The organism is Edaphobacter sp. HDX4 (assembly GCF_036877565.1).
Classification (GTDB): domain Bacteria; phylum Acidobacteriota; class Terriglobia; order Terriglobales; family Acidobacteriaceae; genus Edaphobacter.
In genome coordinates, this window is sequence record NZ_JAEDXW010000020.1 from 39,254 (window position 1) to 59,977 (window position 20,724).

Below are 20,724 nucleotides of genomic sequence, written 5' to 3' on the forward strand. Positions count from 1 at the left end.
TCGTGCAGTGGGATTCGAGGGCGTTTGATATGAGCAGCTCTGAGCTTGAGTACGTGCTTTCGCTGCGCGATGACAACATCGGCACCAGCCAGAAGCGGCTGCGCGCCGAGATCATCAACTTCATTCAGCGGCATGAGGACGCGGTGCTGGCCCAGCTTCGCGCGCACGAGTCGGCCGTCATCCCAACCTCGTTCGGCGAGATCACGCTGAACCTCGCTGACCTTCGCGAAGCCGTCGCCTAGGAGACCCTGGTGCTGGCGCTTCTCGTCAGCTTCCTCATCGCCGTCTACCTGCTTGGCCCCAACCTCATTGCACGCTGGGCCGCGGACCTGGTCGTCTTTCGCAAGACGAGGGTGGAGAGCCGTGCCGAAGAGGTCGCCCGTTCCATTATTAGTGCAGCGTTTCCTCTGCTGATTGCGATCGCGTGGGCCAGAGGGACCGGCGCCTTGTGGAGCTCAGGCACGCAGCGCGATGTGGAGACGGTCTTCTCCGCGCTCCAGAGCGACAACTTCTTCCAGACGCACCATCAGCAGTTCTTCACCAGCCTCTACACCTTTTTCTGGATGAACTACGCGATCCTCTGGCGGCTCTATCTGATTGTCATGCTCGCCAGCGCGGGACGTGTGTTTGTGGTGCTGAACTACAACCGCATCTGGCGACGCCTGCACAGGCGATGGATGCGGACGTCGCTTGCAACCATTGTGCCGCGTATCTCGGAGTGGGACCTGCTGTTCTCGGATATGCTGCTGCCGGAGGGAACGTTCCGCATCATGGCCGATGTGCTGACCAGGACCGGCGGTCTCTACCAGGGCATGGTGCAGGACCGCATGCTGAACAGCGACGGCTCACTGCAGAGCATTACCCTGGCCAATCCTCGAAGGTTCGGGCGTGCGGAGTTTCAGAAGGCCAAAGCGGAGGACATCGAGACCGTCACCGACGAGTTCTGGTTCAACATTCCCGGAAACCTCTTCATCGTGATGGCGTCGGATATCGCAAATCTGAATCTGCGCTATATCCGCCGCAAGCCGCTCAACTTCCAGCCCTCCGATGCGGAGCGCGAGGTGCTGACGCGGCTGCTGGATCGCCTGAAGGAGAAGTAAGGTACGCAGCGTAGAATCCTCTTCGAGATGAAGATCGAGATACCGCAACAAGTGCGCAACGAAGCTATCGCCTCCATGCAACGCTACTTCGAAGAGAACCTGCCCGAGGCGATCGGCGACCTTCCGGCTGGGTTGCTGTTCGATTTCTTCGTAGAAGAGATCGGGCCGCTCATCTACAACCGCGCCATTGCAGATGCGCAGGCACGGTTGGCGGTGCGGGTGTCTGACCTGAGCGGCGAGTTGTGGGCCGAAGAGTTCCAATACTGGCCCAAGGTGGATGCGAAGCGTCGGGCCCGCAAGAAGTAGAGGCTCAGGCGCGTCCGGCAAACTCGCGGGTCTCCGTCGAGACCTTTACCTTCTCGCCTTCCTTGATAAACAACGGGACGCGGATCTCAAGGCCAGTCTCAAGCGTCGCCACCTTCGTAACGCTGCCGCTTTGGGATGAGCCGCTCAGGCCGGGTTCCGTCTGAGTGACGGTGAGGTCCACAAAGATGGGAAGCTCAAGACCGATCGGGTTGCCGTTGTACTTATTGAGCTGGATCAACAGGCCATCGATGAGAAAGTCCAACGCATTGCCAACCATGCCTTCGGTGAGGGTAAGGGTTTCGAAGCTCTGCTGGTCAAGGAAGTGATAACCATCGGCATCGCCGTAGAGGTAGGTCGCTTCAACGGTCTCAAGGTCGGGTTCCTTGAACTTTTCACCGGCTTTGAATGACTTCTCGAACACGGCGTTGGTCAGCAGGTTGCGCATCTTCAGACGCACAAGGGTCTGGCCACCGCGGGCTGTGGGTGAGCTAACGTCGGCCTCCATGCAGTAGTACGGGATGTCTTCGTGTTCGAACAATGTCTTGCGTTTTACGTCGATTGCTTCAATTAATGCGGCCATGCACTCCTCAACGTCAGGTTGCACGCTGAGGCGCCAACCTGATGATTCCTTTCATAAGTATAGGGAGTGGGAGATGGATCGGACAAAGACCTGAGCGTCTATCACTCTCCGGCGCGATCCTGATGCAGCTGGCGCAGTTCCCGGTCCTGCATCCAGTCACGCAGAATGACCACGGCTGCAACCTGGTCGATGATCGATTTTCGGTCGCGGCGGTCGTGTCCAGCCTCGTCGAGAAGCTCGTGCGCGGCAACAGAACTCAGGCGCTCGTCCCACAGGTGAAGGGGAAGGCCGGAGCGCTGGCTCAGCTCCTCGGCAAACTGCTGTACCTTGGCCGCCCATGGGCTGACATCCCCCGACATGTGAAGAGGATTGCCGACGACGATCTCCGTGACCTCATGCTTGCGGATCAGCCGCAGAAGGCTGCGCAGATCATCACCGCGACCCTTGCGCCAGAGCGTCAGCAGCGGCTGCGCGGTGTAGCCGAGCGGGTCGGAGAGAGCCACGCCCACCCGCACCTTTCCGACATCCAGCGCCATCACTCGACCCTTCGCCATGAAATTAGTCTATCCAGCGAGGAAGCAGAATTGAGGACTATATTGATTGCGAGGTGCTGCCATGAACTCCCTATGGTTAGAGCGGCTGAATAGAGCCAGAGCGTGGATGCTCGGTGCAGGTCTGGCGATCGCAGGCATCGTCTGGCTGGCGCGACACTAGTTACCGCGCGTAATCACGGGATTGTCCAGCAGTGGTTATCTCTGCGTCATCTTCTTCCCCATGGTTCCTGGGACGGGCTCTTCTCTGTGTAACCTCGATAGGACTGGCCCACTCTAACCAGTCGCTATCAGGGATCGCACGGCCCGTACAAGAGGCGCGCTCCGCGGTCCTATTTTGCTCGCTAAGGAGAACAAATCCATGTTTGACATGAAGAATCTAACCCTGCTGAAGAAGCTCGATGAGAATGCGCCCGACGCCATGAAGGCATTCTGGGCGTTCGATAAAGCCGCCTTCATAGCAGGTTCGATCGATGGGCTGCACAAGCAGCTGATGGCGCTCGCGGTCGCACTGACGACTCAGTGTCCCTATTGCATTGAACTTCATCGCAGGGGCGCGGTGAAGGCCGGTGCAACCGAGCCGATGCTGGCTGAAACCGCTCTCGTTGCCGCAGCCATGCGCGCCGGGGCCGCGGTGACGCATGCAACGCATCTGTTCAAAGAACAGAGCGAATAGCACTCGAGCTAAACAAAAGCGGCGGCTCCATGAGGAACCGCCGCCTGTAGTTTGCATCGAAGGCGCGCCAATCGCGCTTTCGATGTTCCCGTAACACTTAGCCGATGTCTTCGGCCCAGTTCTCGAGGTACGACTTGAAGTCGGTCATGAACTTACCGGCGTCGGCACCGTCGACGATGCGGTGATCGAAGCCCAGCGTGAAGCGCTGGATCGAGCGGATCGCGATGGACTCGTTGCCGTCCTTGTCGGTGAGGACCTCGGGCTCCTTGTTCAGACCGCCTATGCCGAGGATGGCGACCTGCGGCTGGTTGATGATCGGAGTGCCGAACTGCTCGCCGAAGATGCCCGAGTTGGTCAGCGTAAAGGTGCCGCCGGAGATCTCATCTGGAGCAAGCTTCTTGCCTCGTGCACGATCGGCAATATCCACGATGGAGCGGGCGATGCCAAGGAAGTTCTTCTCCTCGCACTGCTTGATGACGGGAACGATCAGACCCCATTCTAGGGCCACCGCGATGCCGACATTGATGTTCTTGTTGTAGAGGATGGCATCGCCCTGAACAGCCGCGTTGACCACAGGGTGCTTGCGCAGGGCAACTACGGCGGCGCGGGTGATGAACGGCATGTAGGTCAGCTTGACGCCATTCCGCTGCTCGTACTTGTTCTTCTCCTTCTCGCGCAGCTTCACGATGCGGGTCATGTCGACCTTGAAGACCGTGTGGACGTGCGGAGAGGTGCGCTTGGATTCGACCATGCGCTGCGCGATGATGCTGCGCATCTTGGTCATCGGAACCAGCTCGCCGGGCTGCGGTTGTGCGGCTGCAGGTGCGGCGGCCCTGGGAGCGGGCGGTGCAGCGGCAGCAGGAGCCGGTGCAGCAGCGGCTGCGGGCTTGGCTCCTCCCTCGAGGTGGCCGAGGATGTCTTCCTTGGTGATCCGACCTGCGGATCCCGTTCCCGGAACCTGCGCGAGATCGACGTTGTTCTCCTGCGCGATCTTCCGGACGAGCGGCGAGGACCGTCCGCGCTCCCCGGCAGAAGCCGAAGCAGCGGGTGCGGCAGGTGTTGCGGCAGGAGCCGGTGCAGCAGCAGGTGCAGCCTTGGCCGGAGCGGCGGCAGCCTTACCCGCGCCGCCGCCGATGACGGCGACAACCGCGTTGACGGTGACGGTCTGGCCTTCGTTGACCTTGATCTCGGTCAGAGTACCGGCAGCGGGCGAGGGAATCTCGGCGTCGACCTTGTCGGTCGAGATCTCGAAGATCGGCTCGTCGCGCTGAACGGTGTCTCCTACCTTCTTGAGCCACTTGGTGATGGTGCCCTCGGTGATGGACTCACCCATCTGCGGCATCAGGACGTCCGTGCCGCCGCCTGCATCTGCAGCGCTCGGAGCTGCAACGGAGTCGGCCGCTGCAGGGTTTCCCTGGGTCGCTGCGGGTGTCGCTTCAGCTGCGGGAGTGACGGTGTCGGCAGCAGCAGCAGAAGCTGTCTCGACCTTCGCAGGAGCCGGGGCAGAGCCGGCCGCGCCGCTCTCGATCACGGCGACCACGGTGTTGATGGTGACCGTTGTGCCTTCGCCGACCTTGATCTCCTTCAGTGTGCCGGCCTCGGGCGAGGGGATCTCGGCGTCAACCTTATCCGTCGAAATCTCAAACAGCGGCTCATCGCGCTGTACGGTGTCGCCGGGCTTCTTAAGCCACTTGGTGATCGTGCCCTCGGTGATGGACTCACCCATCTGCGGCATAACTACATCTGTCGGCATGCGTTTCTCCCTAAGCAGTTGCGGACGAGGTTTAAGCGACACTCTATCCATCCCGGCAGTCGCCGGGCATACAGGTCAGATTATACGGCGATTTCAACAGGGTTGACGCAGTGCGGTGCGTTTAGCGAACGGGCGGTTCACGAAGCGGCTTAGGCGGTACGAAGCGCTGCAGGCGTCCGGATCTTGGCATACCGGGCTCATCGCGACAATCAGGCTCGCCATCCCAAGTCGCAGATAAGGGCTTTCTCCCTCTCGCTCGCGGTCCTTTTAGGACGAGCCCGCGGAGAGGACCGGATCTGCCGTGGCTGCCAGCAGATCATCGAGCGAATCGACCGCCACTATCTGGCGCTCGAACAGCCTGCCGAAGGCTCGCGCGGTGGAGTTGATGGCGTTCGCCATTGTGGGCTGGCGTGAAGGGTCGTCGGTCTCCTGGGCTTCCAGCTCGAGAGAGGTAACGGTGCGGTCGCTGATACCGCAGGGAACGATCAGGTCGAAGTCGCGAAGGTCAGTGGTGACATTGAGGGCAAAGCCATGCGAGGTCACGCCCTGGGAGACGTGAATGCCGAGCGCGGCGATCTTCTTCTCCTGCACAGTTCCCGAAGCCATCGTCCAGACGCCGGTACGCCCCGCAATGCGCTGGGCCGGGATGCCGTAGTCGCCGCAGACGCGAATGATCGCCTCCTCCAGCATGCGCATGAAGTCGACGGGGCCAAGGTGCGGGCCTTTCTTGCCGGGAAGATCGCCGCGAAGGTCGAAGATGGGATAGCCGACCAGCTGCCCGGGTCCGTGATAAGTGACATCGCCACCACGGTTGATCTCGTGCAGCTCAATATTGCGTGCAGTCAGCAGTTGATCAGAGGCTAGAACGTTGGCGCGCACCGAGTTGCGCCCCAGTGTGAGAACCGGCGGATGTTCCAGCAGCAGCAGCGTATCGCCAATCAGGCCCTGTTTGCGGGCATCGACAACGCGCTTCTGTACGGCGAGACCCTCACCATAGGAGATGCGCCCGAGTTGGAGCAGATGGATGTACATCGTCACAAGACGAGGATGTGGCCGGAGCCTCGCAGATTCCATGGTTTCAAGCCAGCTATGGACTGTCAACGCCGCACCAGTACTGCTATGAGCTGCTGGAATGCGCAAGACCGCTGATCGAGATTAACGTTGGAAGACCTCCATTCCAGGTCGCCGACGATAAGGTGAGTTGAGGTGAGATCTGCTGACTGCTCTTTTCCGCAGTGGACGCAGCAGGTTCTAATCCGGCAGACACTCGGGCTGCATGAATAAAGGGGATGACAGCTATCTCGCGCCGCCAGTATTGAATTCCTGAAGAGCCTCGCCACGTTAAAAAGATGGGGCGGCCTTTGCGAGGCCGCCTCATCTCAACAAACGCCAACTTACACGTTGATGGCTTTACCCTCAACGCTCGCGAACGCATCGCTCAGCGATTCGGCAACCGTTGGATGAGCGTGAATGGTGAACATCATCTCTTCGACCGTGGCCTCGAGCTGGATGGCGGTGACGGCTTCGGCGATGATCTCCGTCGCGTACGGCCCGATGATATGGACGCCGAGGATCTCGCCATACTTCGCGTCGGAGACGACCTTCACGAAGCCATCGTGCGCATCGAGGATGGTCGCCTTGGAGTTGCCGACGAACGGGAACTTGCCGACCTTGACGTTGTAGCCCTTCTCCTTAGCCTGGGCCTCGGTGAGGCCAACCGAGCCGATCTGCGGCTCCGTGTAGGTGCAGCCCGGAATGCGACCGCGATGGATGGGCTTGGCATACTTGCCGGCGATGCGGGCTGCCACCACCATGCCGGCCATCATCCCCGTGTGGGCCAGCTGCGGCATGCCGCCAACGATGTCGCCGATGGCGTAGACACCAGGCTCCGTTGTCTCCATCCACTCATTGGTCATTACGAAGTTACGCTCGGGCTTGATGTTGGTCGCCTCGAGGCCGATGCCCTCGGTGCGGGGAGCCCGGCCGACAGCCATCAGGACCTTCTCTGCCTGCTTGGTCTGCGGCTTGCCGCTGGAGTCGGTCCAGGAGACGGTGACGCCGCTCTTGGTCTTCTCGATCTTGGTGTCCTTGATCGAGAGATTTACGTCGATGCCGCGCTTCTTGAACTGGCGAAGCAGCTCCTTGGAGACGTCCTCGTCCTCAACCGGCACGACGCGCGGCAGAACCTCCAGGACGGTCACCTCGGCTCCGAAGCTCTTGAAGATCGATGCGAACTCGACCCCCACCGCGCCTGAGCCGATGACAATGAGCGACTTCGGTGCGTCAGCGATCTTGAGGATCTCGTAGTTGGTCAGGATAGTGTCGTCGGGCTTATAGCCGGGCAGCACACGGGCGTCGGAGCCGGTGGCCAGGACAACCTTCTTCGCCTTCACGGTGTCGGTTTTGCCGTCGGCCAGTTTGACCTCGATGGTGTGGACGCCGTCCTTCGCGGGGCCGGTCAGCTTGCCGAAGCCCTTGAAGGTGGTGATCTTGTTCTTCTTCATCAGGAAGTCGAGACCCTTGACGTGCTGCGCGATCACTGCATCCTTACGGGCCAGCAGGTTCTTCCAGTTCAGCTTGGGCGCGGAGACTCCGTCGATACCATAGCGCTCGGCGTGCTTCAGATGATCCCACAGCTCCGCTGAAAAGAGCATCGCCTTGGTGGGGATGCATCCCCAGAGGAGGCAAGTGCCGCCTAGTCTGTCATTTGCATCTACCAGTGCTACCTTCAGACCATACTGCGCCGCGCGGATGCCACAGGTGTACCCTGCCGGTCCGCCGCCAAGAACCACCACGTCAAAGACTGTATCTGCCAAAGCTCTCTCCTCTGTTCGTTACCCAAACATTTTAGATTACGTAGATCGTCAACCGATTCAGCCGCCGTGAAAGCACCCAGAGATAGCGCTTTTGAGAAGGAAAGATCGGAAAAGCTCCTAAGGTGAAAACTCTCGCTACTTCAAGGCCTGTCGAAGGGTCCGTTCGCAAGTTGTCTCTGGACGGCAGGGACGCCTTCGGGTATCCCGGTGCCCTCTGTGCCTTGGAGTCCGAACGCGGCTGACTTTACGAGTCTGGAGACCTTCTGCTGCTTACAAAGCGTAGTCTGCGAAACGGCAGCGCTTGAAGGAGAAGACGGGGATTCAGGTTTGAAAACCAGAGGCTAACTTCCACCCATAGAATGTCTACGATGCCGCTCCCCCGGATCCTTCTCGCCAGCCTCCTGATCCTCGTCTCCTTCTCCGGTCTCGCACAGAGGCGTGCGCCGGTATCTGTCATCATCGATACCGATGTTGGGGACGACGTGGACGATGCGTTTGCAATCGATCTCGCGCTGGCCAGCCCCGAGCTGAAGATCCTCGGCATCTCGTCGGCTTGGGGAGACACAGCTCTGCGTGCACGGATGCTCGACCGGCTGCTCTGCGAGACCGGACGCGAGGAGGTAGAGGTACACACGGGCATATCTACCGCCTCCACAACCACCTTCTCCCAGGCGCCATGGGCCAGAGCCGGCAAGGACCGGCATCACGGCGATGGAGTTGCTTTTCTGCTGGAACAGGCTAAAGCGCATCCCGGCGAGATTACGCTGCTTGCTCTTGGTCCCCTTACCAATGTGGGCGCGGCCATCGATCAGGACCCTGCGGGCTTCCGCAAACTGAAGCGCGTGGTGTTAATGGGCGGTTCGATTCATCGCGGCTATGGATCTCCAACTGCGCCCGCCGAACCGGAGTACAACATCGCTCGCGACCCCAGGTCGGCGCAAAAGCTGTTTCTATCCGGAGTGCCTGTCTTCATGCTCCCGCTGGATTCTACGCAGCTTAAGTTTGACAACTCTAAACGCTCCGAACTCGCCTCCGTAAGCACACCGATGACGGACTCGCTCCAGGTCCTCATCGACGAATGGAGCCGGGGATCACATGCGTCTGTACCCACCCTCTTCGACGCTGTAGCCGCCGCTTACACAATCTCGCCGGGCACCTGCAGGATGACGCCACTTCACATTGAAGTCGATCAGAAAGGAACAACGCTCGCGACGCAGGGAAGTGCGAACGCGGAGGCCTGCCTCGAACCGCAGGAACAGGACTTCTTCGGTCTGCTGATGCCACGGCTGCTGCAGCAGAGGATGACAGGAAAGAACATCTGTCTCGCGTCGCCAACCCAGTAGGAATCAGCTCCTGGCAAGCTCGTCCAGCAGGGCCAGAGCCATTGCGTTGGTCGGAGTAGCGATTCCGTGGACGCGCCCTTTGCGAACGATGGCCCCATTACGTGCCGCTGTCTCCATGGGCCTGCCGGCGATCCTGTCGGCATGCAGGGAGTTGATGGAATCGGGGTTCCCCCTGCGGCACGCCGTCAATACCTCCTCGGCAAACGAGTCGGGCAGATTTGCGCCCTCCGCACGGCCCACCGCCACGCATTCATGGAGCATGTCGAGGGCGACCTGACCGATAGCCTCGTTCCGCAGCACGCCCGCGGGTTTCAGCAGGAGCGCAGGCAGAGCTCCCACCGCGTTGTGGCATAACTTCTTCCACGCTACCGTCGTCCAGTCATCCACCGCCAGCGCATCCGCCCGGCTCCCGGCAAACAGCTGAACGAACTCCCTGCCCAGCATAGACTCGGGAACCCGCAGGCTCATGGGGCCGCGCTGCAGGATGCGATCTCTGCCGTCCTCGAGGCACGTGCGCTCTGCAGGACAGTCCACGATGACGGGAACAATCATCTCTTTCGCAATGTAGGGAGCGAATCTTTCGCGATGCTCCACGCCATTCTGCAAGACGGCGACAGGAGCTCCGTTCGCGCAGAGGGGGTCGAGCCAGCGTGCCGCAGTCTCCGCGTCGTAAGCCTTTGTGGCGATCATCACCCAGTCCACGGCTTTAGCCTCTTCAGGATGCGTCTGCACAACGGCTTCGATCCGACGCTCGGCTCCGTCATACTTCACCACGAGCTGACTAAGTTGACGCCGAACACAGAGCACAAGCTCGTGCCTGCCGGTCTCCTGGAGCAGTGAAGCCACCACACCGCCTATTGCGCCTGCACCGATGATTGCAATTCGAGCCATAATGGCATTTTAGAATCACGGCATGGCAAAACACATCGGCATCGTCGCCTGCTCCGCCGAAGGAGCTGCTCTCTGCTACCGGACCCTGTGCAGCGAAGCTGCGGCCCTGATGGGAGCGCACGCTCATCCCGAGATATCGCTCCATTCTCATTCCCTTGCCGAATACGTGGAGCGCATCGATCGCGACGATTGGCAAGGGGTGGGCGACATCATGCTCTCTTCTGCCGCAAAGCTGGCAAAGTGCGGCGCTGACTTTCTTATCTGCCCGGACAACACGATCCATCAGGCACTGCCGTTGATCGAGTCGCGGTCGCCTCTGCCGTGGCTCCATATCGCGGAGATTGTGACGCAGGAGGCCGCAGCCCGCGGCTTCCGGAAGGTGGCATTGACAGGGACACGGTGGCTGGTCGAAAGCAGCGTCTATCCGGACAAACTCGCTGCAGCCTCTCTCGAGTTTCTTCGCCCTGAGAGCGACGAATGCGAGTCTATCAATCGCATCATCATGGACGAACTCGTCAGCGGCATCCTGACACCGGAGTCGGTCGCGTACTTCCAGCAGGTTATCGAACGCATGAAGGCCGAGGGCTGTGATGCCGTTGTGCTTGGCTGCACGGAGATTCCTCTCCTCATGAATGACGAGAACTCGCCATTGCCCACCCTCGATTCCACGCGGCTGCTGGCCAGGGCTGCACTGCGTTTTGCAGTGAAGGATCCTAACCCAGTACCTCCGCTGCATCCTTTGCAAAGTAGGTCACGATAAAGTCGGCTCCGGCGCGGCGGATGGACAACAGTGACTCCATCATGGCCCGCTCAGGCTCAAGCCAGCCACGCTCGAATGCAGCGTGCAGCATCGAATATTCACCGGACACCTGATAAGCCCCCATGGGCAGATCGAATCGCTGGCGCGCTTCGCTAAGGACGTCCAGATAAGGCATTGCGGGCTTCATCAGCAGCATGTCTGCCCCTTCAGCGATATCCAGCTCGATCTCTCTCATCGCCTCGCGCAGATTGGCACCGTCCATCTGATAGCTCCTGCGATCACCGAACTGCGGGGCTGAGTCAGCTGCCTCGCGGAACGGGCCGTAGAAGGCGCTCGCAAACTTGGAGGCGTAGCTCAGGATCGGGGTCTCCTGAAGGCCTCTCTCATCCAGCGCTTCGCGCATAGCTGCGACCCGGCCGTCCATCATATCGCTCGGAGCGACCATGTCGGCACCAGCCGCTGCCAGGGAAGCCGCGGTCTTCGCCAGTAAGGCGACGCTGGCATCGTTCTCAACGTGATAGTGATCGCCATCCCGCGCGACCACACCGCAGTGCCCGTGCGAGGTGTACTCGCACAGACAGACGTCTGCCATTATCACCAGCGAATCGAGGCTGCGATTCTTCTTGAACTCGCAAAGCGCCTTCTGCACGATGCCGTCGTCTGCCCATGCGCCTGTCGCCTGCTCATCCTTCTCCGCTGGAAGGCCAAACAGCAGCAGCCCACCAATACCCAGGCTGGCGCACAGCTCAGCCTCTTTCACCGCCTCGTCCAGCGACAGGTTGAAGACGTTGGGCATGGAGCTGATGGGCTTGCGAATACCTTCACCGGGACATAGAAACAGCGGATAGATCAGCGCGCCCGGGCGGAGATGCGTCTCGCGAACCAGCGAGCGCATCGCCTCGGTGCGGCGAAGACGGCGCATACGCGTAACAGGAAAGTTCATCCTCTCTAGTCTATTCCGTGGAGCCCACTCTTCGCGCGACGCGAGAGACGCCCCTGGCAACGAGGTGCCTCTCGCTGCCTCTCGCTCTGTGTTTCCTTCACCCGATTTCAGCTCTAGCGTTTGCCGAACCGTCTGCGCCCTGCAAGCCCCCCTGCCATGGCGGTCATCCCTGTAGCTAACAGCGCCAGGCTGGCAGGTTCCGGTACCGGCGAGGCCGCCGCTCTCGTCAGCGTGAAGTTTCTGACCCCAAGGGAGGTCGCCACACTGAAGGGAGTGGATGCTCCTGGCTCATTGGGGTCGATCACATCGACGACATAGCCTGCGGGGTTCTGCGCCGTGATGCCCGTGTAGTAGACGTGAGCAAGACTGGTACCCATCGGGCTGCTGAGGTAGAGCAGCAACCCGGTCTCATCAACATGAGCCGCATTGGCTGCCGGGTAGACAACATTGTCGAAGGTGTAGCCAAACTGTGACGCCGACTTGTCTGAATTGGTGGTTCCGGGAGCAACCACTCCCAGAAAGTCATAGCCGTTTGCGCTGCCCGTGATCTCGTTGATATCGAGGCCGGCCGGGTCATATGGGTCGACGGGGCCGGAGAAGGTTCCGGTAGCTCTGAAGTTATAAGCAGGATCGCTATTGGCCGCTCCTGCACTGATGACGTAGTTGTAGGTGTCTGCATGCAGCGCCATCGTAGCCGCCGCAAAAAATAGAAGCACGGTGAGTCTTGGGGAGGTCTTCGGCATAGGCCCTCGTCGCATTCGGGGATTCAGCGGGACGGACCGCCGAACATGACCCATACCCGCAACCAGCTCTACTGCTGCGGTTAGACGAAGGACGAGGGTTCCGCGATGCCTCTCCTTTGAGATCTCTAGCTACGATCGGCGACGGCCTCGTATTCCACCGCGGAGCTTGTCGGAGCCAGAACCCACAACGTGTAGATCCCAAGCGCGGTGCCCAGCGGAAACTTAAACAGCGCAAGAATGCCCAGGACGATCGCCAGCAGACGGCCATGCGGCTTCCGATTCAAGAGACTTAGACCTGCAAACAGTGCCAGCGCGGCCATCACAACCGCGGTGGTAAGCAGGACCGGCATCAGCGCCATCCATGGCCATGGAGGCCCATGGTGTATTCCCCATCCTCCCAGGGGCCAGTTGGAACCGAAGTGGCGCCAGGTGATGGCGCGTACAAAGAAGAACCCGATCAGGCCGGAGATCACACGATAAGCCCCATAGACGCACCACAGCGTACCGAGTGTCTGGAGGTGCCGTTGCACACGAGGTGGAGCAAGTACAGGTGGGTAGGGGGGATAAGGAACCTGTCCCATGGAAGCGGAGGTCCCCGGGACTGGCATCGGCGCGCCGCAGCTGGGGCAGAACCGGCCGTCCTCTACAACGTTGGTTCCACAAGCCTGACAGACCACATCGCACCTCCAGAGAAGAAGCCACCTGCGTCCGGCTTCCTCCTTCTCTACTACGTACCTTCGAGGCGGGAGGTTCCGTGCGCGATTACGATACTAGTGTGTCGTCACCCGCTTTCATCCCGCAGATCCCATCGCCTCTGGCCGAATCGAGCGCAACGGCGCTCGAGTGGCCTCGGCTGCGAGAGCACATCGCCTCGCGCACCTTTTCTCCTCTTGGCCGGGCCTGGCTCCTGGCGCTCGAGCCGTCGGCCGATCTCGCGTGGATCGACACCCAGCAGCAACGCACGGAGGAGATGCGCGGTCTCTTTTCGACCGGCGTCAGCTTCGACTTCCATGGCCTGTTCCAGCCGACCGATCTGCTTGAGAAGGCCCGCATCGAAGGCTCCGCTCTGGAACCGCTTGAGATCCTGTTTCTGGTAACGCTGATCGATCGGATCGCGGTCTGGACCGATCTCATCTTTCCTGACAACGCACAGGGTTCCCTCCGGTTAGTCGCGCCCGCGATTACACAGCTGTCCGCGCCGCTCAACGACAGCGATTTGACCCCTCTGTTGCGGCAGCTGCGGGGCAAGATCGAACCCGATGGTACGCTCAGCGATGACGCTTCTCCTGAGCTTCACCGCATCCGCCGCGCTATCGAGCGGCAACATCGCGCCATCGAAGAGAGCCTGCGTAGATCGCTCCGGCGGCTGAGCGAGGACGGCAGCACTCGCGATGAGCTCATCACCATCCGAGGCGATCGTTTTGTCATTCCCGTTCGGTCGGAGTTCAAGCGGCGGGTTCCTGGTGTGGTGCACGGGTCCTCCTCTTCTGGCCAGACCGTCTTTGTGGAGCCACTCGAAACCATCGAGCAGAACAACGAACTGGGACGGCTGCTCGACGAGGAACAATCGGAGATCCATCGCATTCTCGTAGCGATGACTCGCTCTATCGCCGCCAATGCGGGAACCATCGGGCTCGGTGCTGCAATCCTCGCAGAAGTGGAGGCGCATGCTGCCCGCGCACGCTTCGCAGCCGAACTCAACTGCGTACGACCTGCCTTTACGTCGGCCACCACCAACGTTGCAATCGAAGCTCTAGAGGCCACGCCGCTCGAACCGGTTCTCTCCCTTACCTCTGCACGCCATCCTCTTCTCGAATTGCGCATGATCGCTGAGACGCGCGCAAGTGGAGGCGAGGCAGCCTCCCCGGTGCCTCTGACGGTTGCTCTCAAGAGCGATGCACGCCAGTTGATCATCAGCGGACCCAACACCGGCGGCAAGACCGTCTCGCTCAAGACCATCGGCCTGCTTACCCTGATGGCACAGGCAGGCGTGCCGGTCCCTGCAGTCGAGGCGCGGCTTCCTCTATTTACCGGCATCTACGCCGATATAGGAGATGCACAGTCGATCGAGCGCAATCTCTCCAGCTTCTCCGCGCACGTCGTGAACCTCGATCGCATCTCGCGCGAAGCCACGTCCTCATCGCTGGTGCTGCTGGACGAGCTTGGCTCGGCCACAGATCCGGAAGAAGGAGCAGCGCTTGCCGTCGCGGTCGCCCGGCACTTTCTGAACGTAGGGGCCTGGTGCTGCATCACCACGCACCTCACCTCGCTCAAGGTCTACGCCGCAAACCATGCCGGGGTGCTGAACGCCGCAGTCGGTTTCGACCAAGAGACGCTGACGCCGACCTATCAGTTGCGCCTGGGAGTTCCCGGGGCTTCCGCCGGCCTGAACATCGCGGCACGGCTTGGCCTTGATCCTGCAATCGTCGCGGCAGCACGTGCGCAACTGACCACACAGACTGCCGATATCGCAGCGTTTCTGGATCAACTCCACGATCAGTTGACAGCGGCGGCGGCAGAGCGCGAAACCCTGCAGCTGCGTGAGCAGGAGCTGGCCCGAGCCAGGATGCAGTTGGAACTGGAGGGTCGCGCTGAACAGCGTGCACGTACGCGTGAGCTGGAAGCGAAGCTGAGCGCTCTGCTCGACAACTTCGCGGTCCAGCTTCGGGAATCAGTTAAGACGATTGGCGACAAGGCCGCGGCGAAACGGATCCAGCGTGACTCCGCACTTGCGCTCGCCCGTGCGCGGCGCGAGTTCTCCTCTGAGTTCCAGTCCACTGTGGCGGCCCATACCGCGACTGCAACAAGCGCAAGCAGCACAGCAGTGGCACCCGCGGCTGCGAGAGTCCCCGCGGCAGGGGATACGGTCAAACTGAAGTCGCTGGGCCGCGAGGCACGCGTTGAGCGCGTTATCGACGAGAGGACCTTCGAGGTGTGCATGGGGTCGATGAAGATGCGAGCATCGCTCGACGATATCGGAGAGATCGAGAAGGGAAGAACGGTGACTCCGCTCGAGGCCGCGCGCAGGCGCGGTGGCATCACTGTCTCGACGGTGGAAGATCAGGATTACATCAGTTCGGAGATCAACGTGATCGGTCGCACTGCTGACGAGGCACAGGACGAGGTAGCGCGTTTCGTGGACCGCGCCTTCCTCGCCGGACTTCCACGAATCCGCATCGTTCATGGAACGGGTATGGGGATTCTGCGTCGAACCCTGCGTGACTATCTGCGTAATCATCCGCACGTCGCGAACATCACAGAGCCGCCCCAGAGCCACGGTGGACAGGGTGCTACCGAGGTCGAGTTGAGACAGTAGCGTATATTGGCCCCGCCGCAAGACGGACCGCGTACCCGCTCACAAAAGGTAATCGCCCGACACTCCAGCCAGGAGCTCGTACATGCACTTCAGATATCACCTGTTGATCCCTCTCCTGCTCGCGAGTGTCTGCTCGCTCGCACAAAGTGCCTCTTCCTCCAATGAGGAACTGCGGGCCGTTGTCATTGTTGCGCGACACGGCGTGAGAACGCCGATCGAGAGTGAGACCCGCTCTGGCGTCTTCAACGCGCAACCCTGGCCCGACTGGCCGACGCCGCCCGGAATGCTGACTCCTCATGGGATCGACGCTCTCAAACGTATGGGTGAGTTCTACAAGCAGAGGTACGGTGCGTTGGCTGGATGCAAGAGCGTCCGTGTCGAATCGACAAACACGCCACGCACAATCGCCTCCGCGAAGGTCGTTATGTCCACTGTGGTGCCTGGCTGTGACGTGCAGGTTCGGGCCGATCTGTCGGCTGATCCACCCTCAATCGACAAGGCAAAACTTGCGGATGCGATCAAAGGACGCATGGCCGCTGAGCCGGAGTGGTTTACGCATGCGTTTGCAAGACCGCTTGCCGAGATGCACGACGTGCTTACGCATTGCGCTGACTGCAAGGGTGTGCCTGACTTCCGCGCGATGATGCTGCAGCCGGGCGGAGAAGCACAGGGCATGATGCAGGCGAAGGGCTCGGAGACCGGTGCTCTCGTTCCGCGCGATGTGAGCAAAGAGAACGCAGTCGCGCTGGGGGCGGACTTCGCGGAGAACTTCCTTCTCGAATACACCGAAGGCAAGCCGATGAATCAGGTGGGCTGGGGGCGCGTTGATCGCGCCAGGCTCGACGATCTGATGGAGATGAATACGCGCTATCACGATTTCATCCTGCGCACTCCCTACTACGCGCAGCAGGCAGCAGGGCCATTGGCGAAGAAGATCAGCAAGATCTTGAGTGACGCCGCCTCGCATCCTCAAAGGACCGCCAGCGGAACCGCCGCTGGGGTGCCGGCAAGCTTTACCTATCTCTCCGCGCACGATGCGAACCTGACGTGGCTGGGAGGGCTGCTGCGCATGGACTGGATAGTGAGTGACGAGACAATCAATGCGACGCCGCCGGGATCAGCACTTGTGTTTGAGTTGCACTGCGCGGCAGGGAGTTCACCAACCGACGGTCCGGATTCATGTACGGTCCGCACAATCTTCGTGGCCCAGACTCTCGATCAGATCCGTCATCTCACTTCATTGACCGGAATTGAGAAACCATCGATCGCGCCTGTCTATGTGCCGGGATGCAGCGGACCAGGACCGGAGTATGCGTGCAGCTTGGGTGGCTTTGCCAGAGTGGTGGATGCTGCGCAGAGGTGACTGCTTCGCAGAGCACCATGAGAAAAGGGCCGAACGAATCGGCCCTTTCTGCTGACTGGCTGCATTGCAGAGGCTCTAGCTGAACGTCTCCATCATCTTGTTGATGGTGCGGTTCAGATCCTTGTCGGTTCTCCGCTGCTCATCGATCTTCGCAATGGAGTGCATCACGGTAGTGTGGTGCTTGCCTCCGAACTGTCGACCGATCTCGGGAAGTGATGCTTCCGTCAGTTGCTTGGCGAGATACATTGCAATCTGTCGCGGCACGACGATCTGGCGCGAGTTGTTCTTCTGCTTCAACTCCGCGACGCGCATGCCGAAGTTCTCAGCCACCGTGCGCTGAATCGTCTCAATCGTGATCTTGCGAACCTGCGTGTCGATGAACTGTTTGAGGCAGGTCTGGGCCACAGCAAGCGTGATCTCCACCCCATGCATGGAGCACCACGCAATCAGCCGAACCAGCGCGCCCTCAAGCTCACGTACGTTTGTGCGCACATTCGAAGCGATAAAAAGTGCTACATCCGTAGGCAGCGACGTCTGTTCGCTCTCCGCCTTCTTCTGCAAAATCGCGACCTTCGTCTCGAGATCCGGCGGCTGAATATCTGCGATCAGGCCCCACTCGAAGCGGGAGCGCAGACGATCTTCAAAGTCGGCAAGCTCCTTCGGCGGCCGGTCGCTCGCGATAACGATCTGCTTCATCGACTCGTGCAGCGCATTGAAGGTATGAAAGAACTCCTCCTGGGTGCGCTCCTTGCCGGCGAGAAACTGAATGTCATCGATCAGCAGCACATCGACATTGCGGAACTTGTCCCGGAAGCTTGTCATCTTCTGGTACCGCACGCAGTCGATCATCTCGTTGGTGAACTTTTCGCCGCTGACGTAGCAGATGGAGGCATGCGACTGACGGCGCTTTACCTCATGGCCGATAGCCTGCATCAAGTGCGTCTTGCCCATACCGACAGGGCCGTAGAGGAACAGCGGGTTGTATGCCTTCGAGGGGCGCTCGGCGACAGCCTGAGCTGCCGCGGTGGCGAACTGATTTCCGCTACCCACTACGAAGGCATCGAAGAGATACTTCGGATTCAACTGCGAGGCTGTATTCCAGTCGAAGCGCGACTGCTCAGGCGAGGGAGCCGGCTGCGGTCCGCCATTGCTCAGTGAACCCGGTCTGCCCTGCTTCGGCGCATTCTGGCTGTGACTTGGGACCGGGGCAAAGCCTCCGTCCTCACGTACCTTCGGGGCTCTGGGATCCTGCTCTGGCGTGGTAAAGACCACGGTCTCCACGTCCAGACCCAGGTTGTCGATGGCCTCCTGGATCAGATCCGCGTAGCGATCGCCGATATGTTGAAAGTCGGCTGACGGTATCCGCACAAAGAGCTTCTTGCCCTCCAGGTGAGAAAATCGCGTCGGTTTCAGCCATGTTTCGTATGACTGACGATTGATCTTCTTCTCGAGCGCGGCAAGTATACGGACCCAATAGTTCAGCACGGCGGTAGCCGTCGGGACGAATGACATTCTCTAGTTCCTTCTTCAGTTCCCTGTTGTAAAGCCAGCTGCTCTCGCGTACCTGTCATCGTCCTCACGTCCAAAAAAGTAGGAGCCAGCAAACAGATGTTCCTCCCGCCCATACGGCAAGTTGAGAGAAAGTCTGTCTCGCCAGAAGTCTCTTCGGTTCGCATCCATGGGATGAGTCGTGGAAGAGGAGTGATGCAACGTGAGGCAGAATGCGGAGCTGCTGATCTGCGAAAAACGTCTTGCGAATCGGGTTCGATAGTAGCACGGAAAACAGGACCCATTTCAAGCGCTGTCGGCGAAAAAAAATCAGTTGCACCATTCACGGTGAAGTTGCGAAAAACCTGCGTTCTATTGGGAGAAAAACAACCGCATAACCCCAATTGTCTATACCCGTAAGTGCATCTTTGTGCTAATTTCCGCGTGCTGTTTCTCCGGTGTGAGTCCATGCGCTTCGTGAGGCTTCTTCTTCGATCTTCGTTCCGTGGTGAAACACAAGCTTCCATCCGTTTCCTCGATCAACCCACACAGAACTCCTGCGTGCTTCGCTGACGTTTCCGTTCCGCCGCATCGAGCGATAGGTGACAAGTGCAGCTCGGTCGGACAACATCGTGGTCTCAAATTCGCTCGCCGTGATCTCCGACGCCGATTCTTCTTCCAGCAACGCGAGAATCTCCTCGCGATTGAACCGTCGTCCCGACGCTCCGAATTCTACGAACTCTTCATCGAGCAGAGCTGAAACATTGGCTCGATGTCTCCTGAAGTCTGGATCAAGCAATTTTTTTTCCAATTCCTCAAACATGCGTCCAGCTCGCTTTCCAGCTCAATGAGCCCGTCTGACACTGTGACTCTTCCAGGCAGAAATTACCTCATCCTGTGAAAATCCCGTCCGGTTAAGGTACAATCAGAAATTGCTGCTATAGCGAAAAAGACCGGCAGGAGCCTCCTGCCTTTTTGAGGAGTTTAGTTCCATGCCAAAGCGTACCTTTCAACCCAATCGCCGCCGCCGCGCGAAGACCCACGGTTTTCTGAGCCGCATGAAGACCAAGGCAGGTGCCGCAGTCCTCAGCCGCCGTCGCGCCAAGGGCCGCCACAAGATTGCCGTCAGCGCAGGCTACCGCGACTAGTTACACGGGGGTGTCGCCCTGACACCCCTTTCAGTACTTTCTTTCGGCCCAAATAATTTTATTGCGCTGCTAGCTGCTGTAGATCCCTGTACATAGCCCGATAGGCGTAACCAGCTCCCTGAAAACAGGGCAACCCCCCTCGTGCCTTTGGTGTTCCTATACATCTATCGGCATCGCAAAAGTGCAATGACGTGCCCTGCCGATAGATGTAGGAGAATTGCGATGAATCAACCGAATCAGCAAAATCCGAACCAAGGTAAGAAGCAGGGAAGTTCCTCTACCACTGAGAAGACTGGGCAGCAGACACAGCAAGGCAACCGCCCTGGCCAGGGCGGATACAGCTCTCCGGGTCAGGGAAACAAAGGCGGTCAGTCTGCCCCTGCCGACAAGAGATAGAGCCAGCTAATCCGGGTCCGCTCGACCCAGCACACCGCCGAAGCGCAGAGAGTCCGCTCCACAGGAGCGGGCTCTTTTTGCATGCGAGCATAGGTTTCTTTGTCCGAAAACAGCTTGCGAAGAAATCCGGCCATTCGCTGTTCAGCTGCGTAAAGGTTTCCTTCGATGCAGTCGATATCTCAGTCGAGACGAGAGATACAGGACGCAGCGACTGAACGATGCAATCCTCCAACAGCAGTGATCGCCGAAGAGCTCCACGCTACGCCTGCCACGGGCCGATCGACTTCCATATTCATGGCTGGTACCTACGGCGCGGTCGGATCCTCAATCTCTGCCTCGACGGATGTCTGATCGATCCTCCTCCCGGTACGGACTACGTCGTTGGCGATCACCTTGAGACGAGGTTCGAGGTCAATCGTCTAAGCTTTCGGGCTAAGTGTGTCATCCGACAGAAACGGTCCTCGGGTCAGCTCGGAATCCAGATCGTGTGCCTGAGCGATCGGAGCCGTCGACAACTCCAGCAGCTCATCGAAGAACTTTCACGCTAATCC

22 protein-coding genes are annotated in these 20,724 nt (G+C 59.7%); 11 read left to right on the plus strand and 11 right to left on the minus strand.

From position 1 onward, the window contains the following. The first annotated feature begins 29 nt into the window (after positions 1 to 29). Genes JAO29_RS17640 through JAO29_RS17650 form a run of 3 tightly spaced genes read left to right on the plus strand, consistent with a single transcriptional unit; the run spans position 30 to position 1,406 of the window. Entirely contained in the window at positions 30 to 242 is a 213-nt protein-coding gene (locus JAO29_RS17640) for a hypothetical protein (RefSeq protein WP_334269574.1), read from the plus strand. 9 nt (positions 243 to 251) lie between these two features. Beyond that, entirely contained in the window at positions 252 to 1,100 is an 849-nt protein-coding gene (locus JAO29_RS17645; protein WP_334269575.1) for a hypothetical protein, read from the plus strand. A gap of 27 nt (positions 1,101 to 1,127) precedes the next feature. Beyond that, a complete protein-coding gene (locus JAO29_RS17650) occupies positions 1,128 to 1,406 on the plus strand; it encodes a DUF2164 domain-containing protein (protein WP_334269576.1) in 279 nt (92 codons plus the stop codon). Positions 1,407 to 1,410: 4 nt separating this feature from the next. On the opposite strand, the gene JAO29_RS17655 is transcribed toward JAO29_RS17650, so the two are convergent. Together JAO29_RS17655 and ruvX are read right to left on the minus strand one after the other, a co-directional pair. After that, positions 1,411 to 1,986 (minus strand): elongation factor P, encoded by a 576-nt coding sequence (locus JAO29_RS17655; protein WP_334269577.1) that lies wholly within the window; start codon positions 1,984 to 1,986, stop codon positions 1,411 to 1,413. 101 nt (positions 1,987 to 2,087) lie between these two features. Continuing rightward, a complete protein-coding gene (gene ruvX, locus JAO29_RS17660) occupies positions 2,088 to 2,540 on the minus strand; it encodes a Holliday junction resolvase RuvX (protein ID WP_334269578.1) in 453 nt (150 codons plus the stop codon). 358 nt (positions 2,541 to 2,898) lie between these two features. Here ruvX and JAO29_RS17665 point away from each other — a divergent pair, with 358 nt between their 5' ends. Beyond that, positions 2,899 to 3,213 carry a carboxymuconolactone decarboxylase family protein gene (locus JAO29_RS17665; protein ID WP_334269579.1) on the plus strand — a complete coding sequence of 105 codons (315 nt, stop codon included), beginning with the start codon at positions 2,899 to 2,901 and terminating at the stop codon, positions 3,211 to 3,213. Between the two features lie 97 nt (positions 3,214 to 3,310). Here JAO29_RS17665 and sucB read toward each other — a convergent pair whose 3' ends face one another. The 3 genes from sucB to lpdA all read right to left on the minus strand — a co-directional run bounded on the left by sucB (position 3,311) and on the right by lpdA (position 7,782). Then, on the minus strand, positions 3,311 to 4,966 hold the full coding sequence (sucB, locus tag JAO29_RS17670; RefSeq protein ID WP_334269580.1) for a 2-oxoglutarate dehydrogenase, E2 component, dihydrolipoamide succinyltransferase: 1,656 nt from the start codon (positions 4,964 to 4,966) through the stop codon (positions 3,311 to 3,313). Positions 4,967 to 5,233: 267 nt separating this feature from the next. Next, positions 5,234 to 5,998: a lipoyl(octanoyl) transferase LipB gene (lipB, locus tag JAO29_RS17675; RefSeq protein WP_334269627.1), complete on the minus strand. Its 765-nt coding sequence runs from the start codon at positions 5,996 to 5,998 to the stop codon at positions 5,234 to 5,236. Positions 5,999 to 6,360: 362 nt separating this feature from the next. Continuing rightward, a complete protein-coding gene (gene lpdA / locus JAO29_RS17680) occupies positions 6,361 to 7,782 on the minus strand; it encodes a dihydrolipoyl dehydrogenase (protein WP_334269581.1) in 1,422 nt (473 codons plus the stop codon). A gap of 368 nt (positions 7,783 to 8,150) precedes the next feature. On the opposite strand from lpdA, the gene JAO29_RS17685 reads away from it, so the two are divergent. Beyond that, entirely contained in the window at positions 8,151 to 9,125 is a 975-nt protein-coding gene (locus JAO29_RS17685) for a nucleoside hydrolase (RefSeq protein ID WP_334269582.1), read from the plus strand. Between the two features lie 3 nt (positions 9,126 to 9,128). On the opposite strand, the gene JAO29_RS17690 is transcribed toward JAO29_RS17685, so the two are convergent. Next, complete coding sequence (locus tag JAO29_RS17690; RefSeq protein WP_334269583.1) at positions 9,129 to 10,016, minus strand: 2-dehydropantoate 2-reductase; 888 nt, start codon at positions 10,014 to 10,016, stop codon at positions 9,129 to 9,131. Positions 10,017 to 10,038: 22 nt separating this feature from the next. Between JAO29_RS17690 and JAO29_RS17695 the strand changes: the two genes are divergently transcribed. Then, positions 10,039 to 10,776, plus strand: coding sequence for an aspartate/glutamate racemase family protein (locus JAO29_RS17695; protein ID WP_334269584.1), 738 nt, complete (start codon positions 10,039 to 10,041; stop codon positions 10,774 to 10,776). Here the strand turns inward: JAO29_RS17695 and hemB are convergent. The 3 genes from hemB to JAO29_RS17710 all read right to left on the minus strand — a co-directional run bounded on the left by hemB (position 10,730) and on the right by JAO29_RS17710 (position 13,139). Continuing rightward, on the minus strand, positions 10,730 to 11,719 hold the full coding sequence (hemB, locus tag JAO29_RS17700; RefSeq protein ID WP_334269585.1) for a porphobilinogen synthase: 990 nt from the start codon (positions 11,717 to 11,719) through the stop codon (positions 10,730 to 10,732). The two genes, JAO29_RS17695 and hemB, sit on opposite strands and share 47 nt — an antisense overlap. 113 nt (positions 11,720 to 11,832) lie before the next feature. Further along, positions 11,833 to 12,462, minus strand: coding sequence for a PEP-CTERM sorting domain-containing protein (locus JAO29_RS17705; RefSeq protein ID WP_334269586.1), 630 nt, complete (start codon positions 12,460 to 12,462; stop codon positions 11,833 to 11,835). Positions 12,463 to 12,587: 125 nt separating this feature from the next. Next, entirely contained in the window at positions 12,588 to 13,139 is a 552-nt protein-coding gene (locus JAO29_RS17710) for a zinc ribbon domain-containing protein (protein ID WP_334269587.1), read from the minus strand. Between the two features lie 77 nt (positions 13,140 to 13,216). Between JAO29_RS17710 and JAO29_RS17715 the strand changes: the two genes are divergently transcribed. Together JAO29_RS17715 and JAO29_RS17720 are read left to right on the plus strand one after the other, a co-directional pair. Further along, complete coding sequence (locus JAO29_RS17715; RefSeq protein WP_334269588.1) at positions 13,217 to 15,778, plus strand: endonuclease MutS2; 2,562 nt, start codon at positions 13,217 to 13,219, stop codon at positions 15,776 to 15,778. A gap of 82 nt (positions 15,779 to 15,860) precedes the next feature. After that, entirely contained in the window at positions 15,861 to 17,141 is a 1,281-nt protein-coding gene (locus JAO29_RS17720; protein ID WP_334269589.1) for a histidine-type phosphatase, read from the plus strand. Positions 17,142 to 17,216: 75 nt separating this feature from the next. Here JAO29_RS17720 and dnaA read toward each other — a convergent pair whose 3' ends face one another. Together dnaA and JAO29_RS17730 are read right to left on the minus strand one after the other, a co-directional pair. Next, positions 17,217 to 18,653: a chromosomal replication initiator protein DnaA gene (dnaA, locus tag JAO29_RS17725; protein ID WP_334269590.1), complete on the minus strand. Its 1,437-nt coding sequence runs from the start codon at positions 18,651 to 18,653 to the stop codon at positions 17,217 to 17,219. A gap of 409 nt (positions 18,654 to 19,062) precedes the next feature. After that, the gene (locus JAO29_RS17730) at positions 19,063 to 19,452 is read right to left on the minus strand and encodes a nuclear transport factor 2 family protein (RefSeq protein ID WP_334269591.1); all 390 of its coding nucleotides are present in this window, start codon (positions 19,450 to 19,452) and stop codon (positions 19,063 to 19,065) included. A 169-nt stretch (positions 19,453 to 19,621) separates the two neighbouring features. Between JAO29_RS17730 and rpmH the strand changes: the two genes are divergently transcribed. The 3 genes from rpmH to JAO29_RS23625 all read left to right on the plus strand — a co-directional run bounded on the left by rpmH (position 19,622) and on the right by JAO29_RS23625 (position 20,721). Then, a complete protein-coding gene (rpmH, locus tag JAO29_RS17735) occupies positions 19,622 to 19,777 on the plus strand; it encodes a 50S ribosomal protein L34 (RefSeq protein ID WP_334269592.1) in 156 nt (51 codons plus the stop codon). Between the two features lie 222 nt (positions 19,778 to 19,999). Next, on the plus strand, positions 20,000 to 20,173 hold the full coding sequence (locus tag JAO29_RS17740; RefSeq protein ID WP_334269593.1) for a hypothetical protein: 174 nt from the start codon (positions 20,000 to 20,002) through the stop codon (positions 20,171 to 20,173). 218 nt (positions 20,174 to 20,391) lie between these two features. Continuing rightward, complete coding sequence (locus JAO29_RS23625; RefSeq protein ID WP_442886429.1) at positions 20,392 to 20,721, plus strand: PilZ domain-containing protein; 330 nt, start codon at positions 20,392 to 20,394, stop codon at positions 20,719 to 20,721. Positions 20,722 to 20,724: the final 3 nt, after the last annotated feature.

What these genes read in the sequence shown, in the direction of transcription:
- JAO29_RS17640 (WP_334269574.1), top strand. Translation starts at nt 30, where the DNA reads ATGAGCAGCTCTGAGCTTGAGTACGTGCTTTCGCTGCGCGATGACAAC.
- JAO29_RS17650 (WP_334269576.1), top strand. Translation starts at nt 1,128, where the DNA reads ATGAAGATCGAGATACCGCAACAAGTGCGCAACGAAGCTATCGCCTCC.
- JAO29_RS17655 (WP_334269577.1), bottom strand. Translation starts at nt 1,986, where the DNA reads ATGGCCGCATTAATTGAAGCAATCGACGTAAAACGCAAGACATTGTTC.
- ruvX (WP_334269578.1), bottom strand. Translation starts at nt 2,540, where the DNA reads ATGGCGAAGGGTCGAGTGATGGCGCTGGATGTCGGAAAGGTGCGGGTG.
- JAO29_RS17665 (WP_334269579.1), top strand. Translation starts at nt 2,899, where the DNA reads ATGTTTGACATGAAGAATCTAACCCTGCTGAAGAAGCTCGATGAGAAT.
- sucB (WP_334269580.1), bottom strand. Translation starts at nt 4,966, where the DNA reads ATGCCGACAGATGTAGTTATGCCGCAGATGGGTGAGTCCATCACCGAG.
- lipB (WP_334269627.1), bottom strand. Translation starts at nt 5,998, where the DNA reads ATGTACATCCATCTGCTCCAACTCGGGCGCATCTCCTATGGTGAGGGT.
- JAO29_RS17685 (WP_334269582.1), top strand. Translation starts at nt 8,151, where the DNA reads ATGCCGCTCCCCCGGATCCTTCTCGCCAGCCTCCTGATCCTCGTCTCC.
- JAO29_RS17690 (WP_334269583.1), bottom strand. Translation starts at nt 10,016, where the DNA reads ATGGCTCGAATTGCAATCATCGGTGCAGGCGCAATAGGCGGTGTGGTG.
- JAO29_RS17695 (WP_334269584.1), top strand. Translation starts at nt 10,039, where the DNA reads ATGGCAAAACACATCGGCATCGTCGCCTGCTCCGCCGAAGGAGCTGCT.
- hemB (WP_334269585.1), bottom strand. Translation starts at nt 11,719, where the DNA reads ATGAACTTTCCTGTTACGCGTATGCGCCGTCTTCGCCGCACCGAGGCG.
- JAO29_RS17705 (WP_334269586.1), bottom strand. Translation starts at nt 12,462, where the DNA reads ATGCCGAAGACCTCCCCAAGACTCACCGTGCTTCTATTTTTTGCGGCG.
- JAO29_RS17720 (WP_334269589.1), top strand. Translation starts at nt 15,861, where the DNA reads ATGCACTTCAGATATCACCTGTTGATCCCTCTCCTGCTCGCGAGTGTC.
- dnaA (WP_334269590.1), bottom strand. Translation starts at nt 18,653, where the DNA reads ATGTCATTCGTCCCGACGGCTACCGCCGTGCTGAACTATTGGGTCCGT.
- JAO29_RS17730 (WP_334269591.1), bottom strand. Translation starts at nt 19,452, where the DNA reads ATGTTTGAGGAATTGGAAAAAAAATTGCTTGATCCAGACTTCAGGAGA.
- rpmH (WP_334269592.1), top strand. Translation starts at nt 19,622, where the DNA reads ATGCCAAAGCGTACCTTTCAACCCAATCGCCGCCGCCGCGCGAAGACC.
- JAO29_RS17740 (WP_334269593.1), top strand. Translation starts at nt 20,000, where the DNA reads ATGAATCAACCGAATCAGCAAAATCCGAACCAAGGTAAGAAGCAGGGA.
- JAO29_RS23625 (WP_442886429.1), top strand. Translation starts at nt 20,392, where the DNA reads ATGCAATCCTCCAACAGCAGTGATCGCCGAAGAGCTCCACGCTACGCC.